The organism is Pseudomonas sp. TH06, from assembly GCF_016651305.1.
Lineage (GTDB): Bacteria > Pseudomonadota > Gammaproteobacteria > Pseudomonadales > Pseudomonadaceae > Aquipseudomonas.
In genome coordinates, this window is record NZ_JAEKEC010000001.1 from 3,440,296 (window position 1) to 3,454,188 (window position 13,893).

Annotated in this window: 17 protein-coding genes; 9 read left to right on the forward strand and 8 right to left on the reverse strand. The window is 59.7% G+C overall.

Going from position 1 to position 13,893, the window contains the following annotated elements; genetic code table 11:
• Positions 1-3: 3 nt before the first annotated feature.
• From greB to JFT86_RS15535, 3 genes are read right to left on the reverse strand one after another with little or no spacing between them, the layout of a single operon-like run.
• A complete protein-coding gene (greB, locus tag JFT86_RS15525) occupies positions 4-501 on the reverse strand; it encodes a transcription elongation factor GreB (RefSeq protein ID WP_201237338.1) in 498 nt (165 codons plus the stop codon).
• Between the two features lie 34 nt (positions 502-535).
• On the reverse strand, positions 536-3,040 hold the full coding sequence (locus tag JFT86_RS15530; RefSeq protein WP_201237339.1) for an ABC transporter permease: 2,505 nt from the start codon (positions 3,038-3,040) through the stop codon (positions 536-538).
• Positions 3,040-3,723, reverse strand: a complete 684-nt coding sequence (locus JFT86_RS15535) for an ABC transporter ATP-binding protein (protein ID WP_103304726.1) — start codon at positions 3,721-3,723, stop codon at positions 3,040-3,042. The genes JFT86_RS15530 and JFT86_RS15535 overlap by 1 nt, the downstream gene beginning before the upstream one ends.
• A 10-nt stretch (positions 3,724-3,733) precedes the next feature.
• Here JFT86_RS15535 and JFT86_RS15540 point away from each other — a divergent pair, with 10 nt between their 5' ends.
• The 3 genes from JFT86_RS15540 (at position 3,734) to JFT86_RS15550 (ending at position 5,909) form a co-directional block, all read left to right on the forward strand.
• Positions 3,734-4,339, forward strand: a complete 606-nt coding sequence (locus JFT86_RS15540) for an arylesterase (protein WP_201237340.1) — start codon at positions 3,734-3,736, stop codon at positions 4,337-4,339.
• 57 nt (positions 4,340-4,396) lie between these two features.
• Positions 4,397-4,690, forward strand: coding sequence for a hypothetical protein (locus tag JFT86_RS15545; RefSeq protein ID WP_007908575.1), 294 nt, complete (start codon positions 4,397-4,399; stop codon positions 4,688-4,690).
• A 247-nt stretch (positions 4,691-4,937) separates the two neighbouring features.
• Complete coding sequence (locus tag JFT86_RS15550) at positions 4,938-5,909, forward strand: L,D-transpeptidase family protein (protein WP_201237341.1); 972 nt, start codon at positions 4,938-4,940, stop codon at positions 5,907-5,909.
• Positions 5,910-6,036: 127 nt separating this feature from the next.
• Here the strand turns inward: JFT86_RS15550 and oprI are convergent, their stop codons facing one another.
• Positions 6,037-6,288, reverse strand: a complete 252-nt coding sequence (gene oprI, locus JFT86_RS15555; protein WP_003199355.1) for an outer membrane lipoprotei OprI — start codon at positions 6,286-6,288, stop codon at positions 6,037-6,039.
• Positions 6,289-6,925: 637 nt separating this feature from the next.
• Here oprI and JFT86_RS15560 point away from each other — a divergent pair.
• Positions 6,926-7,207 carry a GNAT family N-acetyltransferase gene (locus JFT86_RS15560; protein WP_201237342.1) on the forward strand — a complete coding sequence of 94 codons (282 nt, stop codon included), beginning with the start codon at positions 6,926-6,928 and terminating at the stop codon, positions 7,205-7,207.
• Positions 7,208-7,272: 65 nt separating this feature from the next.
• Here JFT86_RS15560 and JFT86_RS15565 read toward each other — a convergent pair whose 3' ends face one another.
• Both JFT86_RS15565 and JFT86_RS15570 read right to left on the reverse strand, forming a co-directional pair.
• Positions 7,273-8,349, reverse strand: coding sequence for a 3-deoxy-7-phosphoheptulonate synthase (locus tag JFT86_RS15565; protein WP_007908583.1), 1,077 nt, complete (start codon positions 8,347-8,349; stop codon positions 7,273-7,275).
• Positions 8,350-8,479: 130 nt separating this feature from the next.
• Positions 8,480-8,923: a PilZ domain-containing protein gene (locus tag JFT86_RS15570; RefSeq protein WP_123587442.1), complete on the reverse strand. Its 444-nt coding sequence runs from the start codon at positions 8,921-8,923 to the stop codon at positions 8,480-8,482.
• Here JFT86_RS15570 and JFT86_RS15575 point away from each other — a divergent pair.
• The 5 genes from JFT86_RS15575 (at position 8,922) to cysB (ending at position 12,888) form a co-directional block, all read left to right on the forward strand.
• Positions 8,922-9,308: a thioredoxin family protein gene (locus tag JFT86_RS15575; RefSeq protein WP_201237343.1), complete on the forward strand. Its 387-nt coding sequence runs from the start codon at positions 8,922-8,924 to the stop codon at positions 9,306-9,308. The genes JFT86_RS15570 and JFT86_RS15575 overlap by 2 nt on opposite strands.
• Positions 9,309-10,262: a putative 2-dehydropantoate 2-reductase gene (locus JFT86_RS15580; protein WP_201237344.1), complete on the forward strand. Its 954-nt coding sequence runs from the start codon at positions 9,309-9,311 to the stop codon at positions 10,260-10,262.
• 30 nt (positions 10,263-10,292) lie between these two features.
• On the forward strand, positions 10,293-11,198 hold the full coding sequence (locus JFT86_RS15585; protein ID WP_201237345.1) for a 5'-nucleotidase: 906 nt from the start codon (positions 10,293-10,295) through the stop codon (positions 11,196-11,198).
• 98 nt (positions 11,199-11,296) lie between these two features.
• Positions 11,297-11,800, forward strand: coding sequence for a universal stress protein (locus JFT86_RS15590; RefSeq protein ID WP_201237346.1), 504 nt, complete (start codon positions 11,297-11,299; stop codon positions 11,798-11,800).
• A gap of 113 nt (positions 11,801-11,913) precedes the next feature.
• Entirely contained in the window at positions 11,914-12,888 is a 975-nt protein-coding gene (cysB, locus tag JFT86_RS15595; RefSeq protein ID WP_007908591.1) for an HTH-type transcriptional regulator CysB, read from the forward strand.
• Between the two features lie 9 nt (positions 12,889-12,897).
• On the opposite strand, the gene JFT86_RS15600 is transcribed toward cysB, so the two are convergent.
• Entirely contained in the window at positions 12,898-13,380 is a 483-nt protein-coding gene (locus JFT86_RS15600) for a GreA/GreB family elongation factor (RefSeq protein ID WP_201237347.1), read from the reverse strand.
• A 2-nt stretch (positions 13,381-13,382) separates the two neighbouring features.
• Positions 13,383-13,790, reverse strand: coding sequence for a hypothetical protein (locus tag JFT86_RS15605; protein ID WP_201237348.1), 408 nt, complete (start codon positions 13,788-13,790; stop codon positions 13,383-13,385).
• Positions 13,791-13,893 lie beyond the last annotated feature (103 nt).

Here is a 13,893-nt window from a genome sequence, read left to right on the forward strand (position 1 = left end):
CGCTTACGGGTATTCGATCGCCACGATGTACACGCACTGCTCGCCGGTCGGCGTCTGCACCCGTACTTCCGCGTCCAGCGCCTTGCCGATCAGGGCGCGGGCCAGCGGTGAGTCAATGCTGATCAGGCCCAGTTTCAGATCCAGCTCATCCGGGCCGACGATGCGGTAGCGCGATTGCTTGCCGTCCTCGTCCTCGATGGTCACCCAGGCGCCGAAGTACACCTTGTTCGGGTCGCTGGGCTTTTCGCTGACAACCTTGAGCGCTTCCAGACGTTTGGTCAGAAAGCGCACGCGGCTGTCGATCTCGCGCAGCATTTTTTTGCCATAGGTGTATTCGGCGTTCTCCGAGCGATCACCCTGAGCCGCCGCCTCGCTGACCGACTGCGTTACTTGCGGGCGGCGCACATGCCACAGCTCATGGAATTCGGCACGCATCCGCGCTTCACCTTCAGGGGTGATCAGCGCGGTGCCGGCGGTGCGGGGAGGGCGATAACGGCTCATGGCAACTTCTTGTGATTAAGACGGCTGGAGTCTATCAACCCTCGCGCAACACTGTCAGCGGACTTGCGTTGAGCGCCCGACGCGTGCCGAACACCCCGGCACCACCGATCAATGCCGCGCCAATCAGCGGCAGCACCAACAACCACGGATGCGGATGCCACGGCAGATCGAAGGCGTAGCGATACAACACCAGACTCACGACTTCCGAACCGATGGCTGCGAGCAAACCGCTGACCGCGCCGAGCAGGCCGAACTCGATGCGCCGTGCCTTGACCAGCAACTTGCGCTCGGCCCCGAGTGCCCGCAACAGCGCGCCTTGGCGAATACGTTCATCCAGCGTTGCCTGCAATCCGGAAAACAACACCGCCATCCCCGCCGCCAGGACAAACAACAACACATACTCAACCGCCAGCGTGACTTGGGCGAGGATGCTGCGCAGTTGTTCGAGCAGGGCTTCGACCTGAAGAATGGTCACCGCCGGGAAGGCCCGCGACAGATCGACGATCTGCTGATCGTGACCGGGCGCCAGATAGAAGCTGGTCAGGTAGGTCGCCGGCAGATCCTTCAAGGTGCCGGGCTGGAAGATCATGAAGAAGTTAGGCTGGAAGTTGTCCCAATTGATGTCCCGCAGGCTGGTGACCTTCGCTTCACGATTGACGCCGCCGACACTGAACACCATGTGATCGCCGAGTTTGAGCTTGAGGCTCTCGGCAACTTTGCCTTCGACCGAAACGCCCGGGACACCGTCGGATGGCTGTTCAGTCCACCACGAACCTGAAGTCAGTTTGTTGCCGGCGGGTAGATCAGCCGCCCAGGTCAGGCTCAGATCGCGCTGAACCGCGCGGTCGCCAGCGGAATCCTTGCTGACGATTTGCTGCACCGGTTCGCCATTGATGCTGATCAACCGTCCGGGAACGACTGGATACAGCGGCGCGGCCTGAGCCGACACATTGACCAGATGATCGGTGAACGCCTGTTTGTCCGCTGGCAGGATGTTCAGGGCGAAATAATTTGGCGCGTTTTTCGGCAACTGGTTTTGCCAGGTGTCGAGCAATTCGCCGCGCAACAGGGCGATCAACGCCATAGACAATAGAATCAAACCAAACGCCAACGATTGCCCGGCAGCCGCCAGTGGATGGCGTAACAGTTGGCCGAGACCCAAGCGCCATGGCAGCGAGGCGCGGGCCAACAAGCGGCGCAAACTGTTCAGCAGCAACAGCAGCAGTCCGCCAAGAATGACCGCCGCCACGACACCGCCACCGAGCAGGGCAAATGTCAGCAGCAGATCAAGACTCAAGCGCCACATGATCAGACCCAGCGCGCCCAATGCGGCACCGTAGACCATCCAGGTGCTCGACGGGATCGGCAACATATCCCGGCGCAAGACGCGCAACGGCGGCACTCGCCCCAGCGCGGCGAGCGGCGGCAGGGCGAAACCTGCCAGGGCCACCAGTCCGGTGCCGATCCCGGCAATCGCCGGAAACACGCCGCCGGGTGGAACATCGCTCGGCAGCAGATCATGCAATAGCGCGAGCAAACCCAGTTGCGCTAGCCAGCCGAGCAGCGCTCCACTGAGTGCGGCGAGCAGCCCGAGCACGGTCAGTTGCACACTGAACAGCAGCATGGTTTCCCGGCGAGACAAACCGAGGCAGCGCAGCAAGGCACTGGCGTCGAAACGTCGACTGGCAAAACGATTTGCCGACAACGCGACGGCGACACCCGCCAGCAACACGGCGACCAGACTGGCCATGTTCAAGTAACGTTCGGCTTTGCCCAGCGCCCCGCCAATCTGCCGATTGCCGTCGCGTGCATCCTGAATTCGCTGGTTCGCCGCCAGTCCCGGTTTGATCAATTGTCGATAGGTTTCCAGCGCCTGCGGTTCGCCACGCCACAGCTCGCGGTAGCTCACCCGGCTGCCGGGCTGCACCACGCCAGTGGCGGCAAGATCATCGAGGTTGATCATCACCCGGGGCGTCAGGCTGTAGAAGTTGCCGGCACGATCCGGTTCATAAGTCAGCACACGAGTCAGTTTCAACGTCTTCATGCCGACATCGATGCTGTCGCCGATCTTCAGATCCAGCGCCGTCAGCAGGCGGGCTTCGACCCAGGCTTCGCCGGGTTGTGGTTCGCCACCGGATACTTCGGCGGCGAAGGGCGCTGGCGCACTCTTGAGTTCGCCGCGCAATGGGTAGGCGCGGTCGACGGCTTTGATACTCGACAACTGAATACCGTTGTCGGTGGCGATGACGCTGGAAAACTCCACCACCTGCGCATGACTCAAGCGCAAGTCGGTGCCGCTCCTGATCTGTTCATCACGGGCCGGAGAACTGCCTTCGAGCACCAGATCGGCGCCGAGAAATTCGGTCGCGCGCAGCGTCATCGCGCCGTTGAGGCGGGCGCCGAAATATCCGATGGCGGTGCTTGCCGCTACAGCGACAACCAAAGCGAAGAACAACACCCGCAATTCTCCGGCGCGGGCATCGCGCAGCAATTGGCGAATGGCGAGACTGAACAGACGCAACAGCGGCAGACGTGCCATCAAGGCTCCAGAGGGGCGACCAACAGCCCGGCTTCAAGACGGATCAGGCGCCGGCAGCGATGAGCCAGGCGTTCGTCGTGGGTCACCAGCACCAGGGTGGTGCCGCGTTCCTTGTTCAATTCGAACAGCAAGTCGCTGATGCGCTCGCCGGTGTGGCTGTCGAGGTTGCCGGTGGGTTCGTCGGCGAACAGCACGTCCGGCTCGGCAGCGAACGCGCGGGCAATTGCCACACGTTGCTGTTCGCCACCGGAGAGCTGGCGCGGCGAGTGCGTCAGGCGCTGGCCGAGGCCAACACGTTGTAACAGTTCAGTTGCACGCTCGCGGGCATCTTTGCGGCCGTCGAGTTCCAGCGGCAGCATGACGTTTTCCAGGGCGTTGAGGCTGTCGAGCAACTGGAATGACTGAAAGACAAAACCGACGTGCTCGGCGCGGATGCGCGCACGCTGATCTTCATCGAGATTGCTCAGGCTCTGGCCGGCGAGGGTAACTTCGCCACTGCTCGGCAGGTCGAGGCCGGCGAGCAGGCCGAGGAGGGTGGATTTGCCGGAACCGGACGCGCCAACGATGGCCAGGCTGTCGCCCTTGTTCAGTTCCAGGCTGAGTTCGTGCAGGATAGTCAGTTCACCTTCCGCGCTGGGAACCACTTTGCTGAGGTTCTTCGCGGTGAGAATGCTTGCGCCCATGGAGAATCCGATGCGTGTGTGGTTTTTGAGTGCTGGCCTGGCCTTAGTGTGCATGGCCCAGAACGCAGCGGCGGGTACTGTCCTGATCGTTGGCGATAGTATCAGCGCCGGTTTCGGACTGGATACCCGCTTGGGATGGGTATCGTTGCTCGAACAACGGCTCAAGAAGGAGGGTTTTGACGACAAAGTGGTCAATGCCTCCATCAGTGGCGACACCAGTGCCGGAGGCCAGGCGCGGCTGCCGGCGCTGCTTGCAGAGCATAAGCCTGAGCTGGTGATCCTTGAGCTTGGGGGCAACGATGGCCTGCGCGGAATGCCGCCCACGCAATTGCAACAAAACCTTGCGGCGATGATCGACAGCTCCCGTCAGAGCGGTGCCAAGGTGCTGTTGCTCGGCATGCAATTGCCGCCCAACTATGGCAAGCGCTACACCGACGCCTTCGCCGAGGTCTACGGCAAACTCGCCGACGACAAAAAGATCCCGCTGGTGCCGTTTTTCCTCGAAGGCGTGGGCGGTCATCCGGACTTGATGCAGGCCGATGGTCTGCACCCGGCGGCCGGGGCTCAGGGCAAGTTGCTGGAAAATGTCTGGCCGACGCTAAAACCGCTGTTATGAGGCTTTTCTAAGGGCAGGCTTTCGGCTAATGTGGCGCCCCCTTATTTGGAGCCCCCGATGTCGCGTTCTGCCTGGTCCCTGTTTGCCTACCAACTGATCGAGCCTGACGAGCAGCTGGATCTGTTCGCCTGCCAGGAAGTGCGGGTGCATCTGGTGACCCGTCAACTCGAACTCGGCGGCTCGGCCGATCGCACCCTCTGCGGCAGTCTGCTGCCGGCGCAACCGCGCTGGTCGAGCGTGGATCGCCGGGTGTTCCAGGATCAGCGCCTGTGCTCGCTGTGCCGGGCGATTCTGGAGTCGCAGAAGCGCGGCACGTCGCCGATCTGGCCTGAGTTGCGTTTCGAGCTCTGACGTCGGGCACGACCTATTGTAGCGCGGGAGCTTGTCGAATCGTCGCACCGTCCCGCTCGGCGGCGCAGCCGTCGTGAAAAGCTTAAATACAATTTCATGAATCCCGTGCGGGCCTCCAGCAAGGCCTGCTGCGCAGTCCAGCGGGAGCAAGCTCCCTCGCCACAGGTCTTGTGTCTCCCCGAATATTCAAAGTGCGGTGTACAATCGCGCTCTTATACCCTTGTTGATCATGCGAAGGATTTTCCGGATGTTGCCGCGCTTTCCTGCCGTCACCCGCTGCCTGTCACTTGCCGCCCTGTGTGTGGCCGGTCCCGTTGCTGCATTGGAGTTTCCCCTGCCACCACCCGGTGAAGACATCATCGGTCAGGTGCAGGTGATCAAAGCCAAGTACGAAGACACCTTCGCCGATCTGGGCACGAAGTACGATCTGGGTTATTCGGAGATGGTCGCGGCCAACCCGGGCGTCGATGCCTGGTTGCCGGGTGCCGGCACCGAAATTGTTCTGCCAACCCGCTTCATTCTGCCGCCGGGCCCGCGCGAAGGCATCGTCATCAACCTTGCCGAATACCGTCTCTACTATTTCCCGAAAGGCCGGAACGTGGTTTACACCTTCCCGCTGGGTATCGGTCGTGAAGGTTGGGGGTCGCCGATCGCGCATACCTCGATCACCGCCAAGACACCGAACCCGACCTGGACCCCGCCAGCCTCGATCAAGGCTGAGCACGCCGCCGACGGTGATCCGCTGCCAAACGTGGTGCCGGCCGGTCCAGACAACCCGCTGGGTCCGTTCAAGTTCACCCTCGGCACGCCTGGCTACTTGATCCACGGTTCGAACAAGAAATTCGGCATCGGCATGCGCACCAGCCATGGCTGCTTCCGCATGTTCAACAACAACGTGCTGGAGATGGCCGGCATGGTGCCGGTCGGTACCTCGGTGCGTATCCTCAACGATGCCTACAAGTTCGGGCGCAGTGGCGGCAAGGTCTATCTGGAGGCGCACACGCCTATCGACGACAAGGGCAACCCTTCGGTGGTCGACAAGCACACGGCGGTGATCAACGCGATGCTCAAGCGTGATGACATCACCAACAACCTGCGCATGAACTGGGATGTGGTGCGTGACGTGGTGGCGGCCGAAGATGGCCTGCCTACGGAGATCGGCACGCCGAACACCTCGGCGCCGATTGTTTCGAGCGCGCCGATCGATCTGCAGCAGTAAGGGGGCAGATCCAGAACCCGCCGACGCCTCAAGCGTCGGCGGGTTTTTTTTGCCCGGACAAAAATGCCGGGCACAAAAAAAGCCGACCCAAAAAATGGGTCGGCTTGATAACAATCCCGAGGGATTATTACTTGCGGCTAGCTTTGTCCAGCATGCGCAGAGCACGCTCGTTAGCTTCGTCAGCAGTCTGTTGTGCTTTTTGAGCAGCAGCCAGAGCTTCATCAGCTTTACGGTAAGCTTCGTCTGCACGAGCTTGGGAGCGAGCAGCTGCGTCTTCAGTAGCGGTCAGACGTGCTTCGGTTTCTTTCGATGCGCTGCTGCAACCGGTAGCCAGAACTGCGGCCAGAGCCAGAGCAGAGAATTTCAGAACGTTGTTCATCGTGTTCCCCTTCAAGGACTTTCAATTAAGTGGCTGTCTCCTCCGATTGAGGAAATAGCCGGCGTACATACTACCCATTACTTGTAGTAAGTAAACTGACGTAAGGCAAGAAGCAAAAAAAATTGTAGGCGTTGATTCTTTTTCGAGCAACTTTTAACTGCACTGTTTAAAAAATATCCAGCTGCAAGCCCCACGCAGAGCGAGTTATTGAGAAAAAGTTCCCGTTGTCGCGTGCTGTTTTGCGGGCAATGGCTAGAGTCTGCCTATAACAATTCGTCTACACTTTCGTATCGGTTTTGCGGGATGTGTCACCTATCTTTGTCCCTCTTGAGGTGACTTTAAACAAAGTCGTACGTCTTAAGTCTCAACATCCGGCAATGTTCAGGTGAGCGGCCCGGGAAGATCATCTCCCCCAGCCACCCTGCGTCCATCGGAGCAACCCCGGTCCACGTGTGCGATGACGAGTGCACCTTGAGCATTTTTGCCAATGGTGCCTACTATTTATTACGTGCTCGGTTGTGCGAGATCGGTGTGTCTCTTCTCGGTGTCCATCAGGCACGGGGTGGCGTAGATGTTCCTTCGCCGGAAAAACATCGGTAAGGTAGGGGTCAGAATTCAAGACCCGCGAGGAGTAGTGATGAGCGAGGCGTTGTCCATCCACCATGACCAGGCTGGTCATCAGTTCGAGACCAATGTGGACGGTCATCGTGCCTACCTGACCTATATGGATCTGGGGAAACAGACCCTGGATATCTATCGCACGTTTGTGCCCAACGCCCTGCGCGGGCGTGGCATTGCGGCAGCGCTGACCGAAAGCGCGCTGCAATACGCCGAAGAAATGGGCTACACGGTGATCCCGTCGTGCTCCTACGTCGAGCGCTACATGGAACGCCATCAGCGTCGTACCGCGAAAATCTGAGCCATACGCCACACACAAAAACGCCGGGCAATGCCCGGCGTTTTTTTATGCCCGCGAAACCTCGATCAGCTGCGCTGGCGTTTTGGCAGAACATCCTTGAGCTTGGCGTGCATGCTGCGCAGGGTGTTCTCGGTGGCGGACCAGTCGATGCACGCATCGGTGATCGACACGCCGTATTGCAGGTCGGCGAGGTCTTTCGGAATCGCCTGGCAGCCCCAGTTCAGGTGACTCTCGACCATCAGGCCGATGATCGACTGGTTGCCTTCGAGGATCTGGTTGGCAACGTTTTCCATCACCAGCGGTTGCAGGGCCGGGTCCTTGTTGGAGTTGGCGTGGCTGCAATCGACCATGATATTCGGCTTGATCTTCGCCTTGTTCAGCGCCTGCTCGCACAGGGCGACGCTGACCGAATCGTAGTTCGGCTTGCCGTTACCACCGCGCAACACCACGTGACCGTAGGCGTTGCCTTTGGTGGTGACGATCGACACGCCACCTTCCTGGTTGATACCGAGGAAACGGTGCGGGCTCGAGACCGACTGCAAGGCGTTGATCGCCACGGTCAGGCCGCCGTCGGTGCCGTTCTTGAAGCCAACCGCCGAGGAAAGGCCGGAAGCCATTTCACGGTGAGTCTGGGATTCGGTGGTACGCGCGCCGATGGCCGACCAGCTGATCAAGTCCTGCAGATACTGCGGGGAGATCGGGTCGAGGGCTTCAGTGGCAGTTGGCAGGCCTTTTTCCGCCAGGTCCAGGAGCAACTGGCGACCGATGTGCAGACCGTCCTGGATCTTGAACGAGTCGTCCAGATACGGATCGTTGATCAGACCTTTCCAGCCGACGGTGGTACGCGGCTTCTCGAAATACACGCGCATGACCAGATACAAGGTATCGGAGACTTCCGCAGCCAGTACCTTCAAACGGTCGGCGTATTCGTGGGCAGCCTTGATGTCGTGGATCGAGCACGGGCCGATCACTACGAACAGACGGTGGTCGGTGCCATCAAGAATGTTGCGAATGACTTCACGGCCCTTGGTGACGGTGCGCAGGGCAGCATCGCTCAGAGGGATATCACGCTTGAGCTGATCAGGAGTGATCAGGGTCTCGTTAGAGGCGACGTTTAGGTCGTTGATCGGTAAATCAGCCATCGTTTACTCGTCAGGTCACGGGTGCCGGCCGCCAGCGATCCCCGCGCGGCGGAGCACAGCAGATTTAAGCGCGTCGGGGAGCGGAACCTTAGCGCGTTACGCGCCTGCTCGACAATGGGCAAACGCCGCTTTAATCCAGCACTGGCTGGGCAAAAGCCTTGCGAACGCTGTCGTGGGAGAACTCATCGGCATGTTGTTCGACCCATTGCAGGGCCAGCGCCTGAATATCCTGCAGGTCATCGTGGGCGTCGTTCATGCGGCAGTAGCGTTCGATCTGACACACTTGCTCACCCATTCGCGCGCTGAACAGCGTTTGTTCGTCGGTGAACGCGATCCCCACCAGATAACCTTTTTTTCGCCGCAGACACCACGCCACATAGCCCGGATAACAGATGTCGGCATTCAGTGTCGGCATGCGCACTTGCAGAGCCGTGCCATGGCGCCAGGCACGGTGGTAATTGCAAGCGATGCCGCCGAGGCTGATAGTGTGCAGCTGTTGCCTGGAAATACACTCAGGCTTGAGCAAGGTTAATTCAACCGGCACCTCGTCCGGATGAGGAATGAAACGTCCCATGAGCACAGACTCCCTGTGTCGGCCATTTGACATTGTTTCCCCCAGTATAGTGGTCGAATCCGAACTGACCGATTTCGACGCCGACCAACGGCTGTTGGCGATGAGCGGTGTTTCGCTGGTGATTTTCACCAGCGTCGGCTGCGCCAGTTGCCGGTTTGCCCGCGAAGTGTTGCCGGGGTTCGATCTGGCGATCGAGCGTTTGTGCTGGATCGACGCCGGCAACAACGGCGGGTTGGTCGAGCGTTATCAGGTCTTTCATTTGCCGGCGTTGTTTGTCGTGCGCGACGGCGAGTTCTTTGGGGCATTGCACACGCGCCTGACGGCCGACGCGCTGAACGCGGCGTTGGCGCAGGCACTGGGTCGAATTGCAGAGGAGTTGCCATAAATGGGGACAATCAATAAACCGGTGGTGGGGATTATCGGCACCGGCGCCATCGGCGGGTTTTACGGCATGATGCTGGCGCGCGCCGGCTTCGATGTGCACTTTCTGTTGCGCAGCGAGTTTTCTGCGGTGGCCGAACGCGGCTTGCAGGTGGACAGCGCGGTGCATGGCCTGCTGACGCTCAACCCGGTGCAGGCCTACTCTTCTGCTGAAGACATGCCCAAGTGCGACTGGCTGCTGGTGGGCGCCAAGACCACCAGCAATGCCGGTCTTGCTCCGTCGATCATTCACGCGGCAAAGCCCGACGCGAAAGTGCTGGTGCTGCAAAACGGCCTCGACGTCGAGGACAGCCTGCGTGAACTGCTGCCTGACTCGCTGCATCTGCTCGGTGGTCTGTGCCTGATCTGCGTGCATCGCGACGGCCCCGGGCAAATCACCCACCAGGCACTTGGCGCGGTGAACGTCGCTTACCACAGCGGTCCGGCTACCGACGACGCTGCGCGTATGGCACTTGTCGAGGAAGGCTCGGGGCTGTTTCGCGCCGCCGGCATCGATTCCCAGGCGATGCCCAATCTGTATCTGGCTCGCTGGCAGAAACTGGTCTGGAACATCCCTTATAACGGTCTCTCGGTAATGCTCGGCGCCAGCACTACGCCGCTGATGGCCGATGTCGACAGCCGCGCGCTGATTCAGGCGTTGATGGCCGAAGTGGTGCAGGGCGCCAAGGCCTGCGGTCTGGAAGTGCCACCTGGTTACGCCGACTTCCTGTTTACGATGACCGAGAAAATGGCCGATTACTGGCCGAGCATGTACCACGACTTTTTGCACAAGCGACCGCTGGAACTGGAGGCGATTTACGTCAGGCCGTTGGCGGCAGCCAAAGCGGCAGGGTGTGAACTGCCGCGAATAGAGGCGCTGTATCGGGCATTGAGCTTTATTGATCGACGCAACACTTGAGTTGTTTTTTTTGCGGGTGCTGGGGGAAACATGGCGAAGAACATTGATGACAAACTGGTGCTGGCGATCTCGTCGCGCGCCTTGTTCGACCTGAGCGAGAGCCACAAGGTTTATCTGTCGAGCGGCGTTGAAGCCTATCGGCAATATCAGATCGAGCACGAAGACGAGATCCTCGCGCCCGGCGATGCCTTCCCCCTGGTGGAAAAACTTCTGAGCCTGAACAGTCGCCTCGGCCGCGCCCGGGTCGAGGTGATTCTGGTGTCGCGCAACAGCGCCGACACCGGGTTGCGCGTGTTCAACTCGATTCATCACTACGGCCTGGCGATTTCCCGCGCAGCGTTTGTCGGCGGGCGCAGTCCTTATCCGTATCTGAAAGCCTTTGGTTGCGACTTGTTTCTATCGACTCACGCTGAGGATGTGCGTGCAGCACTGGACGCCGGTTTCGCCGCCGCGACCATTTTGTCCGGGGGCGCCAGTCGTGCGGCCAGCGATGAATTGCGCATCGCCTTCGACGGTGACGCAGTGATTTTTTCCGACGAGTCAGAGCGCATCTATCAATCCGGCGGACTCGAAGCGTTTCAGGCCAAGGAGCGCGAGGCGGCGCGCGAACCGTTGCGCGGCGGGCCGTTCAAGGGCTTTCTGGCGGCGCTCAATCTGTTGCAACGCGAGTTCCCCGACGACGACTGCCCGATCCGCACGGCACTGGTCACGGCGCGTTCGGCGCCGGCACATGAGCGGGTGATCCGCACGTTGCGGGAATGGGACATCCGCCTCGACGAATCTCTGTTCCTCGGTGGCCTGACCAAATCGGCGTTTCTCGAAGCGTTTGCCGCCGACGTGTTCTTCGACGATCAGGCCGGCCACTGCGAACTCGCCCGCGAAGTGGTCGCCACCGGCCACGTGCCCCACGGCATCAGCAACGAACCATCGATCTAAAGCCCCTGTGCTTCAAGACGTTGCGTCGCACGTCGTACTCGTCAAGGCACTGCTAAGCTGAATCAAATCTCCGCCATGTTGGCTTGCGAGGAGGTCATATGATTCGTTCGATGCTGTATGCCACTGACCTCGGTCTTTACGCACCGTTAGTGATGCAGCACGCCCTGGCTTTGGCGCGAACATTCAATGCCGACTTGTACGTGGTGCACGCGGTGGAGCCGATGGGGTTGTTTGCCGAGTCGGTGCTGCAGAGTTATCTCGACGAGCAGGCATTGAACGAATTTCACAGCGAGGGTCTGAAAACAGTCATCGCCAATATCGAGCAGCGGGTGCTGGAGAGCTTTCGCGAAGAACTGGGCGAGGAGGGCGAGCAGGATCTGCAGCGCATTCGCGCGGTACGCGTGCTGCAGGGCGATCCGTCGCAGGTGATTCTTGACCAGGTGCAGAAACTCTCTGTCGATTTGCTGATCGTAGGAAGTCACAGCCACGGGGTGGGCGCGGAAACGCCGTTGGGTCGCACGGCGACGCGGGTCCTGCAATTGTCCAAGGTGCCGGTTTATCTGGTGCCGCTGGTGGAGCGTCGGCGGCGGGAGGATCGCTGAGGCAGGATTAATGGCCTTTTGATAAAAAAGTTCTAGATTTATTATTCAAACCATTAATATAGTTATATACCGTCGCTGATGCCCGTGGCGTCTTACTGCTTTGAGGGATACATATGAAGCTTCAACAATTGCGCTACATCTGGGAAGTGGCGCACCACGACCTCAACGTTTCCGCTACAGCCCAAAGCCTTTACACCTCGCAACCGGGTATCAGTAAACAAATCCGCCTGCTGGAAGATGAACTCGGCGTTGAAGTGTTCGCCCGTAGCGGCAAGCACCTGACCCGCGTCACGCCAGCCGGCGAGCGCATCATCACCACTGCCGGTGAGATTCTGCGCAAGGTTGAAAGCATCAAGCAGATTGCCCAGGAATTCTCCAACGAGAAGAAAGGCACCCTGTCGATCGCGACTACTCACACCCAGGCACGTTATGCACTGCCGCCGGTGATCAGCAATTTCATCAAGCAATATCCGGACGTGGCGCTGCACATGCACCAGGGTTCGCCGATGCAGATCGCTGAAATGGCCGCTGACGGCACTGTCGATTTCGCCATCGCCACCGAAGCGCTGGAGTTGTTCGGTGATCTGGTGATGATGCCGTGCTATCGCTGGAACCGCTGTGTGGTCGTGCCGCAGGGCCATCCCCTGACCAAGCTGCCGAAGCTGACCCTCGAAGCGCTCGCCGAATACCCGATCGTGACGTACGTGTTCGGTTTCACTGGCCGTTCGAAACTCGACGAAGCGTTCAGCCATCGTGGCCTGACGCCGAAAGTGGTGTTCACCGCTGCCGACGCCGACGTAATCAAAACCTACGTGCGTCTGGGCCTGGGTGTGGGCATCGTCGCCAAAATGGCCGTTGATACCAAACTCGACAACGATCTGGTGGTGCTGGATGCCAGCGAGCTGTTCGAATCGAGCATCACCAAGATCGGTTTCCGTCGCGGTACGTTCCTGCGTGGTTTCATGTGCGACTTCATCGAGAAGTTTGCTCCGCACCTGACCCGCGAAGTGATGGCCAAAGCCATCCAGTGCCACAACAAGCAAGAGCTGGAAGAGCTGTTCGACGGCGTCGAGCTGCCGGTTCACTAAGTCCCCGCTTCAAAGCACCTCGGTGACAGCAAACTGTTGCCGGGTGCCCGCCACCAGAATCTCCACCTCGTCACCCTCGAATTTGCCCAGCAGGCTTTTGCCCATGGGCGAGCGCGGGGTGATGACGGTAATCGGCTGACCGACCACGTCGACTTTCAGCCCCGCCGCATCCGGCGCCAGAAACAGCCATTGCTCGCGACCCTTTTCGTCTTCCAGGCCGAGCAGGGCGCCGATCTCTATTCCCCGATTTTCGTCATAGGCGCGCAGCGTCAGGTTCTGGCACAGCGCCAATGACTGACGGATCTCCTCAACGCGTTTTGCTTGCCCGGCCGCCAGATAAGACGCCTCAAGACCCAGGGTGTCGTATTTGTTTTCGGCGATGTTCTCTTCGTGAGTCGCGGTTTCGTAAGCGGTTTGGGCGGCGCGTTCGGCGATATCGAGGTCGATGCGCAGCTTGTCGAGAATCAATTGGTGGACAGTGTGTTTGTTCATGATCAGTCGCAAAATTGCAAAACGTTGGCGCGGCTCTTTTCGTTTGGCGCGGTCTGGTCCTGTTGCAGCCAGAACTGGCATTTCGGATTCGATTGATTACGGCTGCTGCTGCGTGCCTGATCGAGACGATTCTGTTGCTCGTTCTTGCGCAGGTTTTCTTCGTACTGATCGAACAACGGACTCTGCGGCGGAATATCCGGCACCGGTTGTACCGCCGGCGGGTTGGCCAGTTGCTGCACGGCCTGGGCCACTGGCGCCAGTTGCTCGTTGAAGAAAAAGCGCGAGAGCAGCCAGCAGGTCAGCGCGATAGCCAAAAAGCCCAGCCATATGCCCAGGGCAATACTGCCGGTCAAATGCAGCGCGCTGAGCTGAACAGGCAAGGGGCGACGCGGGTTGGGACGATAGGGCATGGCTGCCTCCTGGCGGATGATTGCGGGCAAGTGGCGATTGTCGCACGAAGATTAATCGGCGTCGGCTCTTCTGCACGAGGTCATTTATGCGGACAATCGGTGC

Bases quoted from the DNA above. Each gene is read 5' to 3' on its own strand.
- greB (WP_201237338.1), bottom strand. From the start codon at position 501: ATGAGCCGTTATCGCCCTCCCCGCACCGCCGGCACCGCGCTGATCACC.
- JFT86_RS15530 (WP_201237339.1), bottom strand. From the start codon at position 3,040: ATGGCACGTCTGCCGCTGTTGCGTCTGTTCAGTCTCGCCATTCGCCAA.
- JFT86_RS15535 (WP_103304726.1), bottom strand. From the start codon at position 3,723: ATGGGCGCAAGCATTCTCACCGCGAAGAACCTCAGCAAAGTGGTTCCC.
- JFT86_RS15540 (WP_201237340.1), top strand. From the start codon at position 3,734: ATGCGTGTGTGGTTTTTGAGTGCTGGCCTGGCCTTAGTGTGCATGGCC.
- JFT86_RS15545 (WP_007908575.1), top strand. From the start codon at position 4,397: ATGTCGCGTTCTGCCTGGTCCCTGTTTGCCTACCAACTGATCGAGCCT.
- JFT86_RS15550 (WP_201237341.1), top strand. From the start codon at position 4,938: ATGTTGCCGCGCTTTCCTGCCGTCACCCGCTGCCTGTCACTTGCCGCC.
- oprI (WP_003199355.1), bottom strand. From the start codon at position 6,288: ATGAACAACGTTCTGAAATTCTCTGCTCTGGCTCTGGCCGCAGTTCTG.
- JFT86_RS15560 (WP_201237342.1), top strand. From the start codon at position 6,926: ATGAGCGAGGCGTTGTCCATCCACCATGACCAGGCTGGTCATCAGTTC.
- JFT86_RS15565 (WP_007908583.1), bottom strand. From the start codon at position 8,349: ATGGCTGATTTACCGATCAACGACCTAAACGTCGCCTCTAACGAGACC.
- JFT86_RS15575 (WP_201237343.1), top strand. From the start codon at position 8,922: ATGAGCACAGACTCCCTGTGTCGGCCATTTGACATTGTTTCCCCCAGT.
- JFT86_RS15570 (WP_123587442.1), bottom strand. From the start codon at position 8,923: ATGGGACGTTTCATTCCTCATCCGGACGAGGTGCCGGTTGAATTAACC.
- JFT86_RS15580 (WP_201237344.1), top strand. From the start codon at position 9,309: ATGGGGACAATCAATAAACCGGTGGTGGGGATTATCGGCACCGGCGCC.
- JFT86_RS15585 (WP_201237345.1), top strand. From the start codon at position 10,293: ATGGCGAAGAACATTGATGACAAACTGGTGCTGGCGATCTCGTCGCGC.
- JFT86_RS15590 (WP_201237346.1), top strand. From the start codon at position 11,297: ATGATTCGTTCGATGCTGTATGCCACTGACCTCGGTCTTTACGCACCG.
- cysB (WP_007908591.1), top strand. From the start codon at position 11,914: ATGAAGCTTCAACAATTGCGCTACATCTGGGAAGTGGCGCACCACGAC.
- JFT86_RS15600 (WP_201237347.1), bottom strand. From the start codon at position 13,380: ATGAACAAACACACTGTCCACCAATTGATTCTCGACAAGCTGCGCATC.
- JFT86_RS15605 (WP_201237348.1), bottom strand. From the start codon at position 13,790: ATGCCCTATCGTCCCAACCCGCGTCGCCCCTTGCCTGTTCAGCTCAGC.